Origin of the sequence: Microcoleus sp. AT8-A3 (assembly GCF_036705675.1) — a bacterium.
In the GTDB taxonomy this organism is placed as follows: Bacteria; Cyanobacteriota; Cyanobacteriia; order Cyanobacteriales; family Microcoleaceae; genus Microcoleus.
Genome location: NZ_JAUBVD010000001.1, coordinates 106,597 through 127,884, shown reverse-complemented (window position 1 = coordinate 127,884; position 21,288 = coordinate 106,597). Strand labels below are relative to the sequence as shown.

The 21,288-nt window shown below is 46.5% G+C and carries 20 protein-coding genes; 13 read left to right on the top strand and 7 right to left on the bottom strand.

Annotated elements, in window-relative coordinates; genetic code table 11:
• Positions 1-207 precede the first annotated feature (207 nt).
• Entirely contained in the window at positions 208-1,464 is a 1,257-nt protein-coding gene (locus tag QUB51_RS00570) for a hypothetical protein (protein ID WP_333261166.1), read from the bottom strand.
• Positions 1,465-1,872: 408 nt separating this feature from the next.
• Between QUB51_RS00570 and QUB51_RS00565 the strand changes: the two genes are divergently transcribed.
• The 3 genes from QUB51_RS00565 (at position 1,873) to QUB51_RS00555 (ending at position 2,933) form a co-directional block, all read left to right on the top strand.
• Positions 1,873-2,067 (top strand): hypothetical protein, encoded by a 195-nt coding sequence (locus QUB51_RS00565; protein WP_333209281.1) that lies wholly within the window; start codon positions 1,873-1,875, stop codon positions 2,065-2,067.
• A 64-nt stretch (positions 2,068-2,131) separates the two neighbouring features.
• A complete protein-coding gene (locus tag QUB51_RS00560; protein ID WP_333051545.1) occupies positions 2,132-2,431 on the top strand; it encodes a DUF1778 domain-containing protein in 300 nt (99 codons plus the stop codon).
• Positions 2,415-2,933, top strand: coding sequence for a GNAT family N-acetyltransferase (locus QUB51_RS00555; RefSeq protein WP_333051548.1), 519 nt, complete (start codon positions 2,415-2,417; stop codon positions 2,931-2,933). Before QUB51_RS00560 ends, QUB51_RS00555 begins: the two co-directional genes overlap by 17 nt.
• On the opposite strand, the gene QUB51_RS00550 is transcribed toward QUB51_RS00555, so the two are convergent.
• Positions 2,923-3,048, bottom strand: coding sequence for a hypothetical protein (locus QUB51_RS00550; RefSeq protein WP_333231292.1), 126 nt, complete (start codon positions 3,046-3,048; stop codon positions 2,923-2,925). The two genes, QUB51_RS00555 and QUB51_RS00550, sit on opposite strands and share 11 nt — an antisense overlap.
• An 81-nt stretch (positions 3,049-3,129) precedes the next feature.
• Here QUB51_RS00550 and QUB51_RS00545 point away from each other — a divergent pair, with 81 nt between their 5' ends.
• The 7 genes from QUB51_RS00545 to proB all read left to right on the top strand — a co-directional run bounded on the left by QUB51_RS00545 (position 3,130) and on the right by proB (position 10,851).
• On the top strand, positions 3,130-4,311 hold the full coding sequence (locus QUB51_RS00545) for a F420-0:Gamma-glutamyl ligase (protein WP_333051551.1): 1,182 nt from the start codon (positions 3,130-3,132) through the stop codon (positions 4,309-4,311).
• Between the two features lie 191 nt (positions 4,312-4,502).
• Positions 4,503-5,828: a GNAT family N-acetyltransferase gene (locus tag QUB51_RS00540; RefSeq protein WP_333051554.1), complete on the top strand. Its 1,326-nt coding sequence runs from the start codon at positions 4,503-4,505 to the stop codon at positions 5,826-5,828.
• A 278-nt stretch (positions 5,829-6,106) separates the two neighbouring features.
• Positions 6,107-6,565, top strand: a complete 459-nt coding sequence (gene ruvX / locus QUB51_RS00535; RefSeq protein ID WP_333261170.1) for a Holliday junction resolvase RuvX — start codon at positions 6,107-6,109, stop codon at positions 6,563-6,565.
• 313 nt (positions 6,566-6,878) lie between these two features.
• The gene (locus QUB51_RS00530) at positions 6,879-7,457 is read left to right on the top strand and encodes a DUF3727 domain-containing protein (protein ID WP_333051560.1); all 579 of its coding nucleotides are present in this window, start codon (positions 6,879-6,881) and stop codon (positions 7,455-7,457) included.
• A 247-nt stretch (positions 7,458-7,704) separates the two neighbouring features.
• The gene (gene mltG / locus QUB51_RS00525) at positions 7,705-8,829 is read left to right on the top strand and encodes an endolytic transglycosylase MltG (RefSeq protein ID WP_333051563.1); all 1,125 of its coding nucleotides are present in this window, start codon (positions 7,705-7,707) and stop codon (positions 8,827-8,829) included.
• A 149-nt stretch (positions 8,830-8,978) separates the two neighbouring features.
• Entirely contained in the window at positions 8,979-9,500 is a 522-nt protein-coding gene (locus QUB51_RS00520; protein ID WP_333051566.1) for a YqeG family HAD IIIA-type phosphatase, read from the top strand.
• A 241-nt stretch (positions 9,501-9,741) separates the two neighbouring features.
• Positions 9,742-10,851: a glutamate 5-kinase gene (gene proB, locus QUB51_RS00515; RefSeq protein WP_333051567.1), complete on the top strand. Its 1,110-nt coding sequence runs from the start codon at positions 9,742-9,744 to the stop codon at positions 10,849-10,851.
• 1 nt (position 10,852) lies between these two features.
• On the opposite strand, the gene QUB51_RS00510 is transcribed toward proB, so the two are convergent.
• Positions 10,853-11,611: a hypothetical protein gene (locus QUB51_RS00510; RefSeq protein WP_333051569.1), complete on the bottom strand. Its 759-nt coding sequence runs from the start codon at positions 11,609-11,611 to the stop codon at positions 10,853-10,855.
• An 866-nt stretch (positions 11,612-12,477) separates the two neighbouring features.
• Here QUB51_RS00510 and ndk point away from each other — a divergent pair.
• Positions 12,478-12,927: a nucleoside-diphosphate kinase gene (gene ndk, locus QUB51_RS00505; RefSeq protein WP_333051572.1), complete on the top strand. Its 450-nt coding sequence runs from the start codon at positions 12,478-12,480 to the stop codon at positions 12,925-12,927.
• A gap of 153 nt (positions 12,928-13,080) precedes the next feature.
• Here the strand turns inward: ndk and QUB51_RS00500 are convergent, their stop codons facing one another.
• Positions 13,081-13,827 (bottom strand): creatininase family protein, encoded by a 747-nt coding sequence (locus QUB51_RS00500; RefSeq protein ID WP_333261174.1) that lies wholly within the window; start codon positions 13,825-13,827, stop codon positions 13,081-13,083.
• Positions 13,828-14,362: 535 nt separating this feature from the next.
• Between QUB51_RS00500 and QUB51_RS00495 the strand changes: the two genes are divergently transcribed.
• Positions 14,363-15,103: a response regulator transcription factor gene (locus QUB51_RS00495; RefSeq protein ID WP_333051578.1), complete on the top strand. Its 741-nt coding sequence runs from the start codon at positions 14,363-14,365 to the stop codon at positions 15,101-15,103.
• A gap of 379 nt (positions 15,104-15,482) precedes the next feature.
• On the opposite strand, the gene QUB51_RS00490 is transcribed toward QUB51_RS00495, so the two are convergent.
• From QUB51_RS00490 to QUB51_RS00480, 3 genes are all read right to left on the bottom strand, one after another.
• Positions 15,483-16,238: a 4'-phosphopantetheinyl transferase superfamily protein gene (locus QUB51_RS00490; protein WP_333231286.1), complete on the bottom strand. Its 756-nt coding sequence runs from the start codon at positions 16,236-16,238 to the stop codon at positions 15,483-15,485.
• 193 nt (positions 16,239-16,431) lie between these two features.
• Entirely contained in the window at positions 16,432-17,745 is a 1,314-nt protein-coding gene (locus QUB51_RS00485; protein WP_333261180.1) for a dihydroorotase, read from the bottom strand.
• A 235-nt stretch (positions 17,746-17,980) separates the two neighbouring features.
• Positions 17,981-19,342: a histidine phosphatase family protein gene (locus QUB51_RS00480; protein WP_333209292.1), complete on the bottom strand. Its 1,362-nt coding sequence runs from the start codon at positions 19,340-19,342 to the stop codon at positions 17,981-17,983.
• Between the two features lie 215 nt (positions 19,343-19,557).
• On the opposite strand from QUB51_RS00480, the gene QUB51_RS00475 reads away from it, so the two are divergent.
• A complete protein-coding gene (locus QUB51_RS00475; protein WP_333051590.1) occupies positions 19,558-21,150 on the top strand; it encodes a CPBP family glutamic-type intramembrane protease in 1,593 nt (530 codons plus the stop codon).
• Positions 21,151-21,288 lie beyond the last annotated feature (138 nt).

Here is a 21,288-nt window from a genome sequence, read left to right as displayed (position 1 = left end):
GCCGTTTTAACCACTTCTGCCAGTAGTCTAGAAACGAAATCTCTCCTTCTTCAGGGGGAGAGTTCCTCAATAAATAGACTCTCTGTTAAACCGTAGGCGATCGCATTTCTCATACACAGAAAAGAGTGGACTCTTTTCTCAGATCCACTCTTTGTTAAACTCTCTTAGCCCTAGCTTTAACAAGCTAGAGTTAAGTCCTTACTTTACCTAGTCCTTAATGATTCTCTTGTCATGAATGACCACTTGATCCTTGAGTTTAGGAGTGCCGGAGATGTGAATATCCGTATCCATATTTTCCTCGGTGGATTCGGCTAGATATTGGGCAGATGACTTAAAATCGTGCGCTGCACGTTTAGCAGATTCGGCTGCATTTTGGGCCGATGAGTTAAAACCATGCCCTGCACCTTGAGGAGATGGGGTTGCATTTTGGGCAGAGGACCTAAAATCAGGCACTGGAGGTTTAGCAGATTCGGCTGCATTTTGGGCAGATGATTTAAAATCATGCGCTGCATCTTTAGCAGATTCGGTTGCATTTTGGGCAGATGACTTAACATCCTGCTTAACATCCTGCGCTGCACGTTTAGCAGATTCGGCTGCATTTTGGGCAGATGACTTAACATCCTGCGCTGCAACTTTGGCAGATTCAGCGGCGCTTTGAGCAGATGACTTCATTGATTCCGCTGCACTCTTACCAGATGACTTAAGCGATTCGGCTGCGCTTTTTATAGATGGCTCAACTGCTTTCGCTGTATCTTTTACAGTCGATCTCAGATCCTTAGTTGCCCCCTCAATTTCCTGAGCTACAGCTTTGGCAGAAGGCTTAACTTCATCAGCAGTGCTCTTAATAGAATCCGCTGCACTTTGTATAGAAGGCTTGATACCTTCGACTGTCTGCTTGACTGAATCTTTTACTTCTCTAATCGTAGGTTTGACTTCCTCGGATGCGCTCTTGACTGCATCTACTACAGAAGGCTTGGCTTCCTTAACTGTCCGATCGACAGATTCGGCTATACTTTTAATCGAAGGCTTGGTTTCCTCAACAGTCTCCTTGACTGCTTCTGCTGTAGCTTTGATAGATGGTTTAACTTCCTCAGCCGTTTCCTTTACGACTGTCCCTAGGTCTTCTACAGTGTGTGTAATACCGTCTGCTACAGCGTGTGCTGCATCCCCTAAATTATCTACAGCACGGTTAACAGTATCAGCAGTACCTTTACCAATCATAGCGCCAGCAACTGAGCCTGCTACAGCACCAATAATGCCTCCAGAGCGAGCACCGAGTATACCACCGACTGCTGCTCCAGCTATCCTAGCACCAATGCCTGAGCCTGATGATTGATCTTCCTTTGATTCTGAATTTTCGTTAGTCTGAGCCTGAAGCTGCGCGTTTTCGCTATTGTCAACATTCTTTTCCTGGAAGTCAGGATTGGCTTCAGGTTGGTTAAAAGGCTGCTTATTATCAGTCATAGATATCCTTGGGTATTACTGTTACATTTACTAGGCTAACTATATACTTCTCAGAAAATCTACTGCCTAAGAACTAGATTTTGACTGTTACTTAAGAAGTAGATTCTTAAAAATACTTACCACTACGGGGCTAGCGGCTCGCTGTTCATTCGATCTTGAATAAGGTGAAGGCGCGCGATCGCACATCGGGAACAGTCTTAGCTTAGCAATCTTAAAATAACTGCTTTATCCCGACTTCTTAACCGATCGAAATTAATAAATATTCTAAAATAATGTGAATTTTCAGTTTACAATTTAACGCTTAAAAGCGATATTGTATAGAGTTGTAAAACCAAATAAACTATTAAATTATTGAATTAAGTGATTTGTTTTGTGGACGTTGCTGATTTACGCTAGGAAAGGTTAAATATGCAAGTCAGAGAAACCAGTATCCACAAAGATTCGGGATTTTCAACTGATTTTTTTGATCCCCTGATTAAGCAAGGCCAGATTTTGGAGCGATCTAACTCACGAGGAGAGCTCTTTGAACAGCAACTTGACCGCTTTAGCCGCCAGAGGCGATCGCACTTACCTGTAATTGGGCTAAGCTCGATCGCCCCCTAACTTTTAGCGTGACATACGGCACTTTGCCGTATATAATGGATAAATGAGATAAACCGTATTTTGTATGACTAAAACTACTAAATCGGAACCGTCAGCCCGATTGGAGGCTCGTATCAGTCCAGAGATTAAAGCCCTTTGGCAAAAAGCCGCTGACTTAGAAGGACGTACATTAACAGATTTCGTCATCGCCAGCGTTCAAGCAGTCGCTTCCAAAGTTATTGAACAGCACCAAAGACTGAAACTTGACCTTGACGACAGCGAGGCTTTCGTAAATGCCCTCCTGAATCCAACCCAGCCGAATCAAGCTCTCAAAGCAGCAGCCTTGCGCTACAAACAAGTGATGGGCGATGGTACTCACAATTGAACTCTTAGATAGCAGCAGACATCACAGAGAGCTTTTTTGTTGTGGACAAGATAGTTTGGACAACTACATCCGTAAACAAGCTTCTCAGGATCTCAAAAAGAAAGTCGCAATCGTATTCGTTTTAGTGGAGTCTCCAAACACTGATGTGATTGCCTATTATACGCTTTCTGCATACACCATTGAACTCGCAGATTTGAATGAATCTTTTGCAAAAAAGCTGCCCCGCTATCCCCTTCTACCTGCTACATTGCTAGGTCGTTTGGCAGTCGATCGTACTTATCAAGGTCAACATCTCGGCGAGTTGATTCTGATAGATGCTTTGAGAAAAGCACTCTTGGCAACTGCACAAGTTGCATCTCTCGCTGTCATTGCAGAAGCTCTGGATGAGCCAGCAGCCAATTTCTATCAAAAATATGGTTTTCAAAAGTTTAAACAAAACCCGATGAAGCTTTATCTACCAATGAAATCGGTTGAAGAACTTTGTCAAACTTCTAACATTTAGTTGATTTTGTTAAAAACCGATCGCCAATCCCACTCTCCAACCCCGCCACCGCAGACGCGCGATCGCACTTACCTGTAATTGGGCTAAGCTCGATCGCCCCCAACAAACTCAACACAATCCAATTACTACCGGATCAGCGCTCAAAGTACCCGATATCGACTACAGTAAACACAAAATATTATTGGCGGTGATTTGAGTGATTGAGACTTTAGCAACAGGAATCGCAGCAGCCGGTTCGCTGCTAGCATTGGGCGGATTGGGCCTAGAGTTGAACTATCGCCGGACTGGGAGTGCAAATAAACTAGAACTAACAGCCGGAGAATGGCACTTAGCCATCTCCGAACCCAACCGCTATCTTTTAGTCGGGGAAATGGAGTTCCGCAACCTGACACAGCGGTTTGAGATTATGTTGCCGGAAGTGCGGGCACAAGTGAAACTGCTGTCAGACGGAAGTTTGGATGGCGTTACCTCCGAGACAAAGGTGATTCCTTGCCACAAAGACGCAGCAGCCAGAGCAGACGATTACTGGTTCGGCTATATTGTTAAAGCCCAAAAAAACACGAAAATTAAAGTTTCTGTAGACATTCAAGGGCAAGATTTAACCAAATTGCAGTCAGCTTGGGTGCAAGTACATTACGTCACCTACGGCCCGGGCGGCCGCATCCCCAAAGTCCGTAACGTAGTAGTTCCCCTGCAATTTCCCAACTCGGAGACAGTACCTAATGCCCGAAATGTAGGAGTTGCCGAAGTTTTGCCGATTCGCACCCACATCCTGACGGAATTGGACAATCCCGTCGAAATTGTCAAGCGGTACGTGCTGCCACGCGCCCAGAAAGGCGATATTGTCGCCCTCGCAGAGACTCCCTTGGCTTTGATGCAGGGACGCTATCGCCATCCCAGCGAAGTCAAACCCGGATGGGCGGCAAAGCGAGTGTGCTTGTTTTTCTTGCCGATGTCGAGTTTGGCCACGGCTTGCGGGATGCAGACGTTGGTTGATGTAGTAGGCCCTTGGCGCGTAGTCGCAGCATTTGCGATCGGCGCTGTGGCTAAAATATTCGGTAAACCGGGAGTCTTTTACCAACTTGCAGGGGAACAAGCCAGACTGATTGACGACGTTACCGGGACTTTGCCTCCCTTCGACCAATTTATTGTCCTAGGCCCGGACAATCCCCAGCAAGTTGTAGAAGAAATTCAACGAGAAACCGGACTTGCGGCGGCGATCGTAGACGCTAATGACTTGAAAGCAGTTAAGATATTAGCAGCGACCTCCGATTTATCGGTAACATTCTTAGAGCAAGCCTTGCGAAGCAACCCCGCCGGGAATGCTGACGAGCGCACACCAGTCGTTGTAATTCGACCTCTGCCACAAAAATCTTGAGTTGAAAACAGAAAATTAAAAATTCAAAAAGATGATTTGCAATTTTTAATTTTCGATCGAGCAAGAAAGGGAGAAGAATCAAAAGTTATAAGTTTTGAACTCAAAATTTACCCATTCAAAACTCAAAACTTCTCTAACTCTTCCCCTTTCTGAATTTTTATTTTTAAATTTCCATTCTCCACTTTTATGCTATGACTTCATTTCCCTCCCAAAACCAAAACCAGGTTGTGATTCGCCCGTTTCAGTATCGCGACATCGAGGTGATGGAACAACTGTGCGCGGAAACAGCCGAAGAGCCAGAAAACCGCAAGGGCGCAAGCTGCGACGTGGTACTAGGTAGAAAGTTGCAGCAGATACGTCGCTGGTACGGACTACTAAAGATTTTTAGCTTGTTTCCCAACCCCTGTCAGTCCCTGTTCCGGGCCCACGTTGCCGAAGAAGAGGGGAAAGTTAAGGGCATAATTCAGATTTCTCCTTTCAACCGCACCCGCAGCACTTGGCGGATCGATCGCATAGGAGTAGACCCGGAAGCCCGCAGCAAAGGAATTGGTTCCATGCTGCTGCGGTACTGCTTTGAGGCAGTCTGGGAGGCGCGGACGTGGCTGTTGGAAGTGAATGTCGGCGACAAAACTTCCTTGGCTTTGTATCGGCAAAACGGGTTTCAGCCTTTGGCCCAGATGACTTACTGGACGATCGCCCCAGAACGCCTGCAAGAAATGGCTTCCTCGACGCCAGATTTGCCCAACCTGCTGCCGGTGAGCAACGCCGACGCTCAGTTGCTATACCAACTGGATACCGCGTCTATGCCGCCCCTGGTGCGCCAAGTATTCGATCGGCACATTCAAGATTTCAAAACCAGTTTTTTCGGCGCTTTAGTCGAAGGTGTCAGACAGTGGCTGGCCAAAACCGAGGTAGTCAGCGGTTACGTGTTTGAACCGCAGCGCAAAGCCGCGATCGGCTATTTTCAGGTGCAGCTATCCCGCAACGGCCAGCAACCGCACGTCGCCCAGTTGACTGTACACCCGGCCTACACTTGGCTTTACCCGGAACTGCTGTCTCAGATGGCGCGCCTTGTTCAAGATTTCCCGATTCAAAGCCTGCAACTGGCTTCCGCTGACTATCAGCCGGAACGGGAAGCTTATTTAGAGCAATTTGGAGCTGTGCGCGTGGAACACAGTTTGCTGATGTCTCGATCGGTGTGGCACAAATTGCGCGAGTCCAAGTTGGTCTCTCTCGAAGGACTCCAGCTATCAGAAATGCTGCAAAGCTTCCAGCCAACTCGCAAACCCGTACCGGGCCGGATGTCCTGGCTCGGCCCGATGGCTGGGGAAGCAGCAGCAGGGCCCGCATCCTCCGAGATAAAACCCCTCTTGACTGACTCAGGAAACAGCCAAACGAATCAAGTTAACCCCTTGAACTTCCAAAATTCCGAATCCTCGGCAACAGATAGCAGCAGCATTTTGCCTCTAAAATTGCCCGAATTGCCTCTAGACGAAGGCTCCCAAGACAAAAGTTAATACTTAATAGTTAAAAGCAGAAGGTAAAAGGTAGAAGGCAGAAAAAAAGAGAATTAATCATCAAAGAAATTCCTTTTTTCTGTCATAATTCCAAAACCTCCCTTCTGCTTTTAATCTTTTAATTATTAATATCAACCTAAGATTACCTATCTTATTCTTACTTTCTTCACTTCTTCCTTCGCGTCCTTCGCGTCTTCGCGGTTCGTTAAATAAGATTATTTCCGCAAAAAAATAGTAAATCTAAAATCTAAAATCTAAAATCTAAAATCTAAAATTGAATGTCCAACGATAAATTATGGATTTGTGCACTGGGATTAGATATCGGCCTCAAACGAGTCGGCATCGCCGGATGTGACGGCACCGGTTTAATAGCTACGGGAATTACAACACTGGTACGATCGTCCTTCGATCGAGACGTAGCTTATCTCCGAGAACTCGTGCGAGAGCGGAGAGTGCAAATTTTAGTGGCAGGCTTGCCCTACTCCCTGAGCGGAGAATTGGGTGCTCAAGCCCGACAGGTGCAGAAATATGCCAATCGCATCGCCACAGCCTTAGAGCTCCCCCTAGAGTACGTGGACGAGCGCCTGACTTCGGTTGAGGCAGAGGAATTGATGAAAACACAAGGGATTTCGGTGTCGCAAAATAAGGGTGCGATCGATCGCAAAGCAGCAGCCCTGATTTTGCAGCAGTGGCTAGACGAACGGAGGCAAAATATCTCCGCCCTTCCCAATCCTTGATAGCTGGTAACAAAGGCGTGATATCCTGGTTGTGCAAGTTTGCTACGCACACCTGTAACCCTTGACAAACTGGAGAAAATTCTGCTGTACCCTCGGTACTGAAGAAGCACAAAATCGTGATTTGTCCTCAGTGTCGCTTGCTGACTCGACTGAGATTTAAACGCTGCACTCGGAGCCTGTCGAAAAGGCAGCGAGTCTCGCGGTTTAAGCTTGTGGACTGGCGATCGCCCATTTAGCCAGAATATCGCCACGAAAATTCCCAATTGTCAAGCCAACGTTACTGAATTATTGACGGAAAACTAAGATACACGCGATGTCCTCATCCCCATACCGCAAAAAAGAGAATGGCAATTCCAACGAAGAGTCCGTCACCTTGACGGATGAAGTTGGGCGATCGCTAACTTGCAACATAGAATATTCTATGAACCTAGAAGGTCAAGAATACGCTTTGCTGCTTCCAATTGACTCACCCGTAGAAATTTTTACCTGGCAGGGAGACGAGACGGACGAAGCAGCAATTCCTGTAGAAGACGAGACCGAAATTGACAAAATTTTTGAGACTGCTAAAGTTGTCCTGCAAGAGCAGAACTTGACGCTCCGACGCACAGCGGTGACGCTGACTGTAGTTGGCGAATTGCCGGAATTTCCCGAAGAGGATATGGCATCCGATGTCGATCCTGATGAGGAGTCGGAGTTCGAGGAGCTGATGTGGCTGACCAGTTTCTACCACGAAGAACAGGAATATGCGATTTATACGCCTCTAGACCCGTTCTTTATCTTGGCTAGAATGGATGATGACGGCAAGCCAGAATTGCTCTCGGAAGAGGAGTTCCAAAGGCTGGAACCGATGTTACCTATGCTGGAAGACCAGTTTTTTGACGAGCTTGATTAGATATGAATTGCAGGCAAAAAACCTGATGGCAAAAAGCAGAATTTTTTACTATTTTATAAAACAGTAAACTGCTCGCCCGATCGAACTTTTTCGAGGTGGCAGCTTCTGCCTTCGCGATCGGGCTTTTGAATTGGGCCGCGTGGATTGGGTCTTTTAAAGGGCTTGTATTCGTAACTTTTCGGTCATCAATCGCAGGTCATCAGTCATTAGTCGCTAGTTAACCGCCGCTTATCCAGGACAACGGACTATGAATAAAGAACAAATGACAAAAGGCAGCGCGCGCGAGAGCCGAAAAGGTACTCCGCAAGTCTCTAAATGGTTGTTTTATCTGGCTTTGCTGCCGGTAATCTGGGGAGTTTGCGCTTGGCAAGGCTGGGCTTGGTGGAGCTGGGCTTCGGCGCCTCCTAAAATAGCTGAAACGTCAACTTCCACGGCAGAGGAGGATGCTGTTTCTATCCAAATCCCGGAGGGTACTCCCAGTCAAAAAATCGGCCGGGATTTAGAGGCTGCGGGGTTGATTCGATCGAGCTCGGCATGGAATATGTGGGCCCGCTGGATGACTCTGCAAAACCGCGAGGGAGGTTTTCAAGCAGGAACTTACCAACTGTCGCCGACTCAGCCTCTGAGTGCAGTTGCTGACAAAATTTGGAAGGGCGAAGTCGCACAGCAGAGTTTCACGATTCCCGAAGGGTGGTCGCTGCAACAAATGAGCACTTATTTTGAAGCGCAAGGCTTTTTTCCGGCTAAAGAGTTTATGGCGGTCGCGAGTCAAATTCCTTACGCTCAATACCCTTGGCTGCCGAGCGGATTGCCTCATTTGGAAGGTTTTTTGTACCCGGATACTTATCAGCTAGACGGCGATAGAATTACTCCTCAAGCTGCGATCGCACAAATGCTCACCCGTTTCGAGCAGACAGCTTTGCCGGTATATCAAAAAAATCAGAATAATACAACGCTATCTCTCAAAGAATGGGTGACTTTGGCCAGTATTGTAGAAAAAGAAGCTGTGGTTGCTTCCGAGCGGAACCGCATTTCTGGAGTGTTCAACAACCGTCTGAAAAAGGGTATGGCGTTGGGATCTGACCCGACAGTTGAATACGCTCTCGGTATCAGGCAAACTAAGGAAAAGCCTCTGACTTTTAAGCAAGTAGAAACGCCTTCTCCTTACAATACTTATATAAATCCAGGACTACCCCCAACTCCGATCGCATCTCCGGGAATAGCAAGTTTGGAGGCGACTCTGACTCCAGAAAATACAGAATACCTGTATTTTATGGCGCGGTATGACGGCACTCACATTTTCAGTCGCACTCTGGCCGAACACAATGCTGCTGTGGCTCAAGTTGACCAAAAAGTGCGATCGGGTCAATAGATGGGCAATGACTAATAAAAAAGTAAAAAGTCAAAAGTAACCCAGGAAAAGCAATAATTATTCACTTTTGATTTTTTACTTTTTCAATCTTTAACTCCCAATTTCTTATTTCTCAATCTAAAATCTAAAATCTAAAATCTAAAATCATTATGACTTGGGGTAAATTACTACAGCCTGACTTAGTTCTAGGCGATTCAGTCATGAAGTTAACGGCTGATATTCTGCAGAAATATCAGATAAAAGGATTAGTATTGGATGTGGACGAAACTCTGGTTCCCATTACGGCAATGAATGCTTCTCCTGAACTCAGCTTGTGGGTACAAGAAATTAAACCGGTGGTATCCCTATGGTTGGCGAGCAATAATTTAAGTCAAAATCGGATCGGTCGAATTGCTGAGTCTTTGAATTTACCATACATCACTGGTGCGGCTAAACCGTCCCGCCGCAAGTTGCGAACAGCAGTGACGGCGATGAATTTGCCGGTGGAACAGGTGGCGATGGTGGGCGATCGACTTTTTACTGATGTTTTAGCAGGCAATCGTTTGGGTATGTTCACTATTTTAGTGGAACCAATGGTTGATGCTGGGTATGCGCTTCGCAAGTATCCGGTGCGCTCTTTTGAAGTTTGGGTTTCTCAAGCTTTGGGGGCTTCTCTGAAAATTAAAGATTAGTCATTAGTCATTAATGCGGAGGGGGGGTTTATAAATATCCAGGACGTGAATCATAGAAGTTGGTGAACCCGCCCCTACAGTATTTGTTATAATCAACTAGACATTTCCCGAAAAGCCAGCTTTGAACAGGCAGGATGCCTGTTCCACAATAATAATTATTGGAGATGTCTACTGGAAATGATATTATCACTAATAACTAATAACTACTGACTGCTGACTACTGACTATTGACTACTGACTAATGACTAAAACTATTGTTGTTAAAATTGGAACTTCGACTCTGACTCGATCGACTACAGGAAACTTAGCTCTTTCAACTATTGCTGCATTGGTCGAAATTTTAGCTGATTTGCGGCAGCAAGGCCATCGAGTAGTTTTGGTTTCTTCGGGTGCGGTTGGGGTTGGCTGCGCCCGCTTGGGTTTGACGGAACGCCCGCGAAATATTGCTATGAAACAGGCTGTGGCGGCTGTGGGCCAAGGGCGGCTGATGCGGGTGTACGATGACTTGTTTACTACTCTACAACAGCCGATCGCTCAAGTATTGCTCACCAGGGGTGATTTAGTGCAGCGTAATGGTTATGTTAACGCTTGCAATACTTTTCAACAACTGCTCAGATTGGGCGTGATTCCGATCGTCAATGAAAACGATACAGTAGCGGTAGACGAGCTTAAATTTGGCGATAACGACACGCTTTCGGCGCTAGTAGCGAGTTTGGTAGAAGCAGATTGGTTGTTTGTACTCACAGATGTCGATCGGCTGTATTCCGCCGATCCGCGCAGCAATCCCGACGCGCAGCCGATCGCCCTAGTCCAAAGTATGGCACAGCTCACAGAATTTCAGGTGCAAACAGGAGATTCCCGCAGCGGTTGGGGAACCGGCGGTATGGTGACAAAAATTGAAGCAGCCAGAATAGCAACTGCATCGGGAGTACGGACTGTCATCACTGACGGCTGCTTTCCTGGTAATATCGAGAAAATACTTAACGGAGAGTCGATCGGTACTCAATTCGAGCCTCAACCGCGCCCTGTAAACGCTCGCAAACACTGGATAGCTAACGTGCTAATTCCGGCCGGAAAACTATATTTAGATGCGGGTGCTGTCAAAGCAATTTCCCACGGCGGAAAATCGCTTTTAGCTGCGGGTATTGCTCAAGTAGAAGGAGAATTTCAAGCTGATGATTCCGTGCAGTTGTGCGATGCAGCCGGCAAGCAAATTGCTAGAGGACTTGTGAATTATAGCAGTTTAGAACTGAGACAAATCCAAGGCTGCAAGTCAGAGAAAATTGCTGAGATTTTAGGCTATGCAGGCGTCGAAACGGCGGTACACCGAGATAATTTAGTGATTGTTTAAACTAACAAATATCGAGAAAGTCGATCGGGCAATGAGCAAAGGCAGAAATTGAGGATATTTGCAGCACAGTCTTGCAAGAATTTGTTTGGCTGTGTCTGAACAGCTCGTTCATCGCTTCTGTAAACAGTTCAAATACATTTTGTGCTAATTCTAAAGCTGCTTGGCATTCCGCATTAGTAAGTTTAATCTCTGCTAAAACTTCCAACATCTCTGGCGTGTTTAAAAGGTGATAATTTTCTAAACCCCCATAAGATCCTCCAAAATCAACAGATTCTTTTTTGTTAATTTGCTGTAATTCCATTACCACTGCTAGCGCCGCTTCAAAAAAAACTTGGGCCGTTCCTTCGAGGGCTTCCACTAACACCAGTTTCTGAATAGGAGAGGCTTTCCAAGCGTAGCGTTCGATCACTGAACATAGCGATCGAGTTTTTTTAGTTTCTTCACCCCAAAGCATTCTGAAATCGCCGCAACTCATTAATTGGTTTAAGCCCAGCTCATCTAAGTATTCTAGATAGTCGTGCCAGTAATAGTTTTTTTTATACGTATATTTATTAATTAGTTCCTGAACTTGGCTATTACTAGAAGATTCTCGCAATACATATTTATTTAAATCGCTCAATCCTACAGCCAAAGGAGCGAGTACAGGTGCAAAAATTAGTCGTTGATTCGCGTGAATGTGTTTATTGGCTAGAAAGTCAAACAAGGGCAATTTGGCAAACTCTTGCTTTTTGGGTTCAATGAATGCTACAATGGCTTTCATACTTTTTTCGCCTGAATAGTTGCTGTCAAGATAATTTTCATACCTCTGTTAATTATCTATATTTTTGAGCATAAATAATTGTGTTTCTTATCATACATATTTGTATTTGAGATCATAGGTAAGAGTGTTTGCTGTCACAGCAAATTGTGACCGAAAGCATACATGATACAAGCCCCCGGATTCATCCGTGGAAAAATAAAAAACCTGTATCCGATAAAGGAGCCCCGAATTTATCCGTGGGGTCGATGGCTTCAATTCTAAAATCTAAAATCTAAAATCTAAAATCGCGCAATCGATTGACTTGTATCATGTTGTGCCAGAAGTTCGAGCATATTGTTCCCTAGACATAAAATGTTCTAGATTTAAATTGGGTATTTCTGGCGTTGCTCAAAGCCACCCCACAAGAGTTTGATTATTTATTGACCGATAATTTAAAGACTGATTAACTTAATATAGGCAAATGAGCATTCTGCTCAAAGTCCTAAAAAATGCTGTTTACAAAATCGGGATGCTCCCTGCAAATCAGTCCTAGACGCATAGGAGTCTCGAAACCAGGTTTCTTTGCAGATTCATCCCTGCTCAACAAAAATTTATCGTAGAAACCCGGTTTCTTTAACCCTTGCTTTTATTAGACCTCTTGCAAAAATAGCTGGGCCGGAGATCCCGTCCGAAAATTTGCTTAAAAGGACTTTTGCAAAAAGTCTATTGCTTCTTCCCTCTTTTCTCTTCCCTCTTCTTATTCCTTCTTCCTTCTTCCTGCGGCAATAAGCCTCCAAATGACAATTTCCAATTCTCAGAATTGCCTTTAGGTGCGTTGTGAGTTACTCTATCTTTTGGATCAGTTAACACAATTATAGGAGTTAATCTTGGAACGGACTTTTTTAGCGATTAAGCCCGACGGCGTACAACGCGGACTCGTCGGCGAAATTATCGGTCGTTTTGAAGCCAAGGGCTTTAAGCTAGTTGGTATGAAGCTAATGACGGCGAGTCGCGAACTAGCGGAACAACATTATGATGTTCACAAAGAAAAACCCTTCTTTGCTGGATTGGTAAACTTTATCACTTCAGGCCCTGTTGTGGCGATGGTGTGGGAAGGCGACGGCGTTGTGGCATCGGCGAGAAAAATCATTGGTGCTACAAATCCTCTGAATGCAGAACCTGCGACAATTCGGGGAGATTTTGCCGTGAATGTCGGCCGTAATCTCATTCACGGTTCTGATGCTGTCGAGACTGCCCGCTCGGAAATTAGCCTTTGGTTCAAGGAAGAAGAATTGAGTGCTTGGACACCTTGTTTAACTCCTTGGATTGTGGAATAGTTTTGATATTCTCCCGATGGTTAATCGGGAGATATAACCTTTCTCAGACAGATGAAATATCCTGTTGCGGACTCACTCATAACTGTAAAATATAGAAGAGTTTGACAGTTTTACTCGTTACCAAGCTATTTCTAGTAACGAGAATAAAAAACGTTAATCGGAACTTAAAAACTCCAAATAATTATTAGTCAATTCTTTGACTGCTAATTCGTAAAACTGTTGACCGTGTTCGGCGGTTGCTAAGCCCGGATTTGAACCCATTCTCCCGTCGGGAAATCGGCGACGGAAGTCAGCGGCACCGTAAATTTTGTGCCCGGAAGCGACTTCTTCCGAAAGCGGAGCTTGCTTGATTGCTTCTGGATAAAGGTACTGGGTTAAGGCGATTTCGCTGGGGGTGGCGTGGGAGCCTTCTTGGTTTCCGTACAATTCTTTTGCTAGTTTGTAGACTGAGCCGCACATAAACCAGTTGCCGATTTGACACTGGGTTCGATCGGCATTCGGTAAATTTAAGTCAGACAAATGCGCGTAAGTCTCGGAAAATGCTGCTTTCATCGTGGCAATGTTGCCGCCGTGACCGTTGATGAAGAAATATTTCTCAAATCCCGCTTTTGCCAAAGATGTGATGTAATCCCGGATTACCAGTATCAGCGTCTGCGGTCGGAAACTGATTGTGCCGGGAAAGCTGGTGTGGTGCAAGGCCATCCCGACATTAATTGTCGGGCCGATTAAGGCATTGGCAGCTTCGCCGACACCGTGGGCGATCGCCTTGGCAGCAATGGCGTCAGTGCCGATCAAGCCGGTGGGCCCGTGCTGTTCGGTGGAGCCGATCGGGATAATTATGCCTCGCGAGCTTTCGAGATAAGCTTCTACTTCGGGCCAGGTACTCAAATGCAGCAACATGATAGGCAGTCTACAGAATTTTTACTTGCTATCGTCGATCGTAGCCGGCACGGGAAGAATAAGGAATTTGGAGCAACTTATTATTGTATTCTTAAAAAAAGCTCTTAAAGTGCGATCGCTACTTTACTGTTATATTACTTAACGTTAATAATTTAACCAATTGATTACCAAAATTTTACCTTTTAATAACCTTTTAACAGTAGTATAACAAGCATATCCCTCTAGATTGGGTGTTACGTGGTCAATTAACAGCGGGCAATGTTTTATGAAATTAACACCGACCCCGAAAAATGACCAGACTTCTGTGGCCTGGACGCAGGCAGACAGCGCGGTTCCGGCAACTGCTCTACGGCTGTATTCCTTACACGAGCAAGTAGCAAAGGTCGAGCGCGTGTCTGTGGGATGGACTGGCGAAGGATTCTAAGCGATCGAACTTTTTGGCGATCGTACAAGCGATCGCAGCGCGAGAGTGCCTCAGCTACTGAAGAAGGTACCTCGCGCTAGCCACATACAAACATCACTCCCACTTATATTTATGTCTTCTGCTGAATTAAGCGAAAGTCCTTCAAGGTTGGCTGTTGGACAAGCCGGCCGTATCTTGTTATTGGAAGGTGAAGATCTGTTGCGGGAAATGCTAGCTTTAGCCCTTAAAGAACAGGGCTATGAGGTGGTGGTTACTAGCGACGGGCGCAACGCGCTGCCTTCTGTACAGGCTGCTTCGTCATACCACGGTGAATTTGCCTTCAACCTGTTAATTATGGATTCAATTAACGGTTTGGATCTGTGTCGAATGTTACGGCATCAAGGAAATCCCGTCCCTATTTTGATTATCGGTGCTAGAGGAAGTGCCAACAATTGCGCTTTTTACCTAGAAGCCGGATCGGATGATTATCTGACTAAGCCTTTTGGAATGCGGGAGTTTATCGCTCGCTGTCGGGCGCTGATGCGACGCCAGCGCCTCGGTCAGTTGCGACAACCGATGATGCTGCAATATAAGAGCATAACTCTGTATCCTGAAGAGTGCCGCGTGTTGGTTCGTGGTCTGGAAGTGAAATTTTCTCCTAAACAGTTTCGCTTACTAGAACTATTTATGAGTTATCCCCGGCGAGTTTGGTCTCGCGATCAGTTGCTGGAAAAAATTTGGGGTCAAGATTTTATCGGAGACAGCAAAACAGTTGACGTTCACATCCGCTGGCTGCGCGAAAAGTTGGAAATAGATCCGGGCCAACCGGAATATATCATTACAGTACGCGGGTTTGGCTATCGATTTGGTTAAATTATTAAATCAGTTGTAGGGTGGTAAATTGCAGTCGAATAGACAAATAAGGACACAAAAATGTTGTGTCCTTCTTTGTCTATGGAGGGTGGGCTATACAATAGCTTGGAGGTGCAACCAGTAGAGCTATTGTAGCGACTGTTGCCGTTTTCTTTTACTCGCTCGCGATCGGTATAAACTCACATATTGCAGCATTTTCAAGAACAGGCAAGATGCCTGTTCCACAAATAGTGAATTTTCTTTCTTGTGGAACAGGCATCTTGCCTGTTGCTGATGCAAAATGCCTGTTCCACAAATAGTGAATTTTCTTTCTTGTGGAACAGGCATCTTGCCTGTTCATAAAAAGCTTATTGAGAATGCTGCAACATCTCAGCATAAATCAAAACTCCCCTGTCCACTCCCAACAATCAAGTTTAGAGCAATCTCCTGGAACCGCAACAGCCGCCACCATATCTGAACTGGGAATTAATTCAATTAAAGACCATCTCGATGCTTCTTCGGGGTTTTCTTCAACATTTAACAGCGCTGCAGGTTCTCCTGGTGCGAAGCTGACATCAAACTGATTCAGGGGAATAGAAAGTCCTTTACCAACTGCTTTGATATAGGCTTCTTTGCGAGTCCAGCAGGTGAAAAAAGCGCGGGGTTGGAGATGTTCTGGGAGCGAACGCAACACAGAATATTCTAAGGGTGAAAAAAACTTTTCAGCAATCTCCTGACAAGGAAAGTTGGGATTTATTCCTTCAATATCGACACCAATATCTCGATTTTTGGTAATCGCAATTAGAGCCATGTTTCCTGAGTGAGACAAATTGAAACGCAGGGTATTTCCACCTTGGGCGGCGATGAGAGAGGGTTTGCCGTAGGGATTGTAGTCAAAGCGCAAAATGTGAGGATTTATGTTAAGATAGCGACTCAGAATCGCTCTGAGTGCGCCACGACTCACAATAAATTGCGATCGACCTTTGGGAAAGTGAAAACCCTCGGCTTTTGTCCGCTCGTCGGTAGAGAGAGTCTGTTGTAAACTCTGCAAGCAAGATTCTGTTTGAGTCAGAGACACGCGCCAAACATGAATTTCGCCCAGATCCAATATCAGGTTTTGCGGTGGGGACTTCCACGAATCAAAAGCAGCAATCATGTATTTATCTTTTTTTCTGAGTCACCTCATTCAGCATTCCCAGAAACAGGCAAGATGCCTGTTCTACTTTTGTTCTACTTTGAGAAACAGGCAAGATGCCTGTTCTACTTTGAGAAACAGGCAAGATGCCTGTTCTACTTTGAGAAACAGGCAAGATGCCTGTTCTACAATAGATAAATTTCAATCCCAAGAATCAATTAATCCAGGTTTGTACAACTTTTCCTGCTAATTGCTGTCCCAACCAAGGCGTATTTGCCGATCGCGACTTCAGACTTTGCCCGTCAACAGTCCAACTCATTTCCGGGTCGAACAAAATCAACTCAGCAGAGACTCCCGGTGCAACCGTGAGGGGGGTTTGTCCGAGACAAACGGCAGGGCCTGCGCTCAACACTCGCCACAGTTGCAAAGCCGAAAACTCGCCCGTTTCTACGAGTCCGTGCCATAGCAAAGGCAAAGCTAATTCCAAGCCGATCGCCCCGGGCGGACTATCAGCAAAAGCCACAGTTTTCTCCTCATAAGTATGCGGGTTGTGGTCGATCGCGATCGCATCAATTACGCCATCTTTCACAGCTTGAATCAACGCTAATTGATCGCTGAGATTGCCCAACGGCGGTTCTAGGCGTAAATTCGGATCGTAGGGCAACGAAGCAGTCAGAGCATTTTTCCCGCCGGAATCTTGAGAGTTTCCTGAAATTGCCCCGACATTCAACAGTAAGTGCATCCAAGTCACACTCGCAGTCACCGGCAAACCCCGCGCCTTCGCATCTCGAATCAATTCCACGCTGCGCGCCGTAGAAACGCGCATAATGTGAACCGGAGTTCCCGCAGATGCCACCAACTCCAGGATTGCCGCCAAAGCCGAAGTTTCTGCACTCGCCGGAATTCCAGGCAAACCCAAGCGCACCGACACCGCACCCTCCCGCGCCGCCCCGTTTCCTGCCAAAGTTCGATCGCACGGCCACAAAGCCACCGACTTGCCCAAAGGCTTGATATACTCCAGCAAACGCCTCACCAGAGCCGGATTAGACAGCGGCGAACCGTCCGCAAAACCCACCACTGCACAGGAGGCCAGCTCGCCCAACTCGGCCATCTGCTGCCCTTTAACGCCCGCTGTCAGCGCGCCCCAAAAATACAAGCGGGGCAGCCCCGGCCGCAAATTGCGGATATGTTGCTGCAACAAAGCTAAACCGGCCAAATTGTCAACAGGTGGCGAAGTATCCGGCAAAATCGCCACTCGCGTAAAACCCCCAGCCGCCGCAGCCTGCATCAAAGATTCCAGCGTTTCCCGATCCTCGAAACCCGGTTCTCCGCTGTGGCTGTAGATATCAGTTAGCCCCGGCCCCAAAATCAGTCCCTGGCAATCCCGCACTTCTGTGTCAGCGGGAAACTCAGCAATTTTTTCCTCAACTGCTTTGATATTACCTTCAGCAATCAGAATATCAGCGATGCGATCGCTCCCTGAAACTGGATCTAGCACTCGTACATTTTGTAGCAGTTGGCGGCTCATATAACAGAAGGAAGTTCGGCAACGGATTATGTAACGGATGTAACGGATGTAACGGATGTAAAGGATAGAAAGAAGAAGGAAGAAGGAAGAAGCAATCCAGCGCATTAGTTTCAGGAATTAAGAACTTCCTAAGCGTCGGGCGCGGTTGTTATCAAAATTCAAACATTTTTCAGGCGGGCGAAGCGTAGCGGTGGGCGTTCCTTCCGCTACGGGTTCGCGATCGGCACTTTACTAATTAGAGTGCTCCGGCTGCTGTTTTGTCAAAAACGCCGCCGCTCAAATGAGTTGTGACATTCATCGCTTGTAATACTGGCAAACCATCGGGGCCGTGGGGATAATCAATCACGCTAACGGCTCCGTTTCCTTGTTTGAATTTCCAGAAATGTTCGGGTTCTAAACCGAATAGGTGGCAGAGAATTGCTTTGTTAATGGCGTCGTGAGCAACGACAATGCCAGTACCAGAAACAGATTGTACGATTTCTCGCCAAGCTGCGATCGCCCGATCCCAAACTTGCTGCAAATTCTCTCCTTCGGGCATTTGGACTTTTTCAGGAGATGTTTTCCATTCCTGTAGCAAACCCGGATAGGATTGTTCGATTTCTGATTCAAACTTTCCTTCCCAAAGTCCGTGGCTAATTTCTCTCAAGTCGTCGCGGAGTTCTAGTTGCAAACCGCCGTGATGTTGGAGAATAATTTCCGCTGTTTCTTTCGGGCGCAGCATCGAACTGCTAATCGCAAAATCTAATTTTACATTCTTGAGAAATTCTGCTGCCCGCCGGGATTGTTCGCGGCCGTTATCGTTGAGAGGTACGTCTATTTGCCCCTGAAATTTACCTGCTTTATTCCAGTCGGTTTCGCCGTGACGCACCAGCAACAAGCGGGGGCCTTGGTGTCCGTCCCTCGGTTTGGGAAAATTTTCCCCGGTATGGGAAGTTAAATTCACTGACTCTAATTGAACTGGAACTTTCTTTTTTGGCTCTCCTGGCTCGTCGTTGGTAACAGGGGAAGTTCCAAAATTAATTACGCTAATTCCGCAATTTGACTGTTGGATTGATTGATAGTAATCTGGGGTAATTTCTGAGGCTGTGGCGATGAGAGCGCGGTTGATTCCGTTGTGACCTACTACTAGAATTGTGCCGTCTTGGTGACGCGATAAAAGTTCTTGCCAAAAATGACGGGCGTTAGCAAAAACGGCTAATACGGGAAAGTGTTCGATTTCTCCGTCAGCAGATGGCAGTTTCATGGAAAATTTGTCGGGCTGTCTTTGCCACTGCTGATATGCTTCGGGGAATTTGTCTATAGCATCTTGCCGCAGCATTCCTTCCCACAGAGGCAAATCGATTTCCATCAAATTATCAGTTGGCTGGAGTTGTGGCGGATTTGTCAAGCGCGACAGGATGATTTCCGCTGTTTCTTTGGCTCGTTGCAGGGGACTGGTATAGGCGGCATCAAAGGCGATACTGCTGAGTGTGTCGCCTACTTGCAGGGCGGCGCTGCGGCCTGCTTCTGTCAAAATTGATTTATCGAGGCGGCCTTGGATGCGGCGTTCTTGATTGTATGTGCTTTTGCCGTGACGGACTAAGATAATGCGAGTCATTCGATTTTAGATTTTAGATTTTAGATTTTAGATTTAGCCTGTTACTGCGCTTCGGGTGCGGGGTGCACGCCTTACCCAGTATTCGGGTGCGAGGCGAGTCAAAAAGATGAGCCAGTGAAATTTTACCAGTTGTCGGGATACTCTCGTCTGCAACGACCTATGATTAAAGACGGAAAAGATTTAGCCACGGATTCGCGCGGGACGGAAAAGCAGGAATGACACTGAAGCGGGTTATTTTAGGTATTTTAACGGCGATCGCGATCGCCCTGGTCGGTTTATCTTTACTTGCTAGTTGGAATCAGCCGCAAATTCAAAGCCGACTGGAACTCTACCAGACAAATTTGCTGCTGCACGCCTCGGAGTGGCAAGGAGAAAATAATCAGAGTGCTAATTTAAGTTCGGCGCGCAACAATATTGTCGGTGCAGATCCTTTAAATACGGCTTTGACGCAATATCAAGAAGCGCGAGACTCGACTCGCAAAACTCTCGAAACATCTCAAGCACAAGTTAAAGAAATTCAGTCGGCAATTGCCTCTAAGTCTGAGGATAATACTCTGAATTTGGCTCAAAATAAGGCGGCGTCCGAGTCGATCAAGCAACAGTCAGTGCTGCTAAACGAACTTGACTTGCGATTGGGAATTTTGCAGGCAAGCAGTGGTAAAACTGAGGCGGCGATCCAAACTTGGAAAAATTTAGTTGAGCGGTACAACACTCAAATTGATTACGATCCTGCGGCGGTAACTGCTAAAGTTTTAACTGGAATTTGGAGCAATCCGGCTCAACTTCTGCCGGATGCCGAGCAGAACATTCAAAAGTCTTTGGATGGCTGGTTTCGCTATCGCGCTCTCGCTCAACTTTACAAGCTGCAAGAACGTTCTAAAGAGCTGGTGGCGCTGCAAGCAGCAGAGCAAGTAACAGCCCAGCAAGCTGTAGAAAAGTTGGCAATTATTGTCGGCGTTCCGGCTATTTCGCTTTGTATTGGTACGGTTTTGCTGGTTGGTTTGAGCCTGCAGTGGCTGTTGCAGCGGCAGCAGTTAGATACAGCAGGTTCCGGCCCGGTGTTGGCGCGAAATGCAAGCTTGACTTGGGATGTGCCTTGGGATGGCGAGATTGTTTGGCAGGTGCTGGTGGTCGGCTTTTTCTTTGTCGGGCAAATCTTGATTCCCTATTTGCTGCTGCCTGTTTCTCTGGCTGTTTTAAAACTGAATCCTGCTACTTTTGACCCGCGCGAGAAGGCTTTTTATATCTTTGCTACTTATTTGTTGCTGTCGGCGGGGGGGCTTTCGGTACTGTATTTTTCGGTGAAGTCTTTTTTGCCTTTGCCTGATGGTTGGTTTCGGATTAATTTGCGGGGAAATTGGTTTTTGTGGGGTTTTGGCGGCTATTTTGCGGCTTTGCCTTTGGTGGTTTTGGTGTCGCTGATCAATCAGCAGTTATGGCAGGGACAAGGTGGCAGTAATCCGATTTTGCCGATCGTTCTCGAAGGTAGGGATAACGTGGCTTTGGCGGTGTTTTTCGGCACTGCTGCGATCGCGGCTCCGGTTTTTGAGGAAATTGTGTTTCGGGGCTTTCTACTACCTTCTCTGACTCGCTATTTGCCTGTTTGGGGGGCGATCGCAGCTTCTGCTTTCTTGTTTGCTGTGGCTCACTTGAGTGTGTCTGAGATTCTGCCTTTGGCGACTTTGGGTGCGGTTTTGGGGTTTGTGTACACGCGATCGCGAAATCTCCTTGCTCCTATGCTTCTCCACAGTCTTTGGAATAGCGGTACTCTCTTGAGTCTGTTTCTTTTGGGCGGCGGCGCGAGTTAATTGGGGCGGTTGTTAATAATTGTGAATTAACCGAGTTTTTTTGACAGTTTTCGTGCGGGCGATCGACTCTTGCCAAAAACAGCAGTAGGCTGTTCGCTGCGCCCCTGATATCTAGGCCGGTACAATAACCGGAACTCC